The sequence below is a fragment of the Streptomyces sp. ADMS genome, assembly GCF_033441795.1.
Taxonomy (GTDB): Bacteria; Actinomycetota; Actinomycetes; order Streptomycetales; family Streptomycetaceae; genus Streptomyces.
In genome coordinates this window covers 1-487 of record NZ_JAVFVX010000413.1, presented here as the reverse complement: position 1 = coordinate 487, position 487 = coordinate 1, and the positions used below count along the sequence as shown (strand labels likewise).

1 pseudogene is annotated in these 487 nt (G+C 73.3%); it reads right to left on the bottom strand.

The annotated features are described in order from the left end of the window. Positions 1 to 487 (bottom strand): annotated as a pseudogene (locus RB628_RS41325) (hypothetical protein); the annotation flags it as partial.

The window sequence follows — 487 nt, the reverse complement described above, 5'->3', positions numbered from 1 at the left end:
CCAGCAGCTCCTCGGTGTCCGGGTCAGGTCGCCGGTCACCGGTTGTCCGGGTGTCGCGGTCAGTGACCGGTGGCGGAGTGACCGGCTGGCCTGTGACCGGCGGGAGGTTGTCCGGGCGACCGGTGACCGGCTCGGTGACGGCTTGTCGGTCACCGACCGCCGGGGCGGTGTCCGGCTGTCCGACCAGGTCAGCGGCGTTGAGCCCCCGGTCGCAGTGACCGGTGTACGGGCCGCTGCTGTCCGCCGGGGCACTGTCCCCGGTCAGTGTCCGGGCGTCCGGGGTCTGCTTGTCCAGGGACAGGCGGGGCCGGTCGGTCAGGGCGGTGACGGGCTGTCCGGTGCTGACCTGACCGGGCTGCGGCTGCTGCCGACCGGCCCGGTCAGTCCGAGTGACCGCGATGCCCTCGGGCTGACCGGGGTGACCGGCCTGATCGAGGTCGTCGCGGTCACTTCGGTCACTGTCCTTGACCGGCCCCCGGGCGATGAG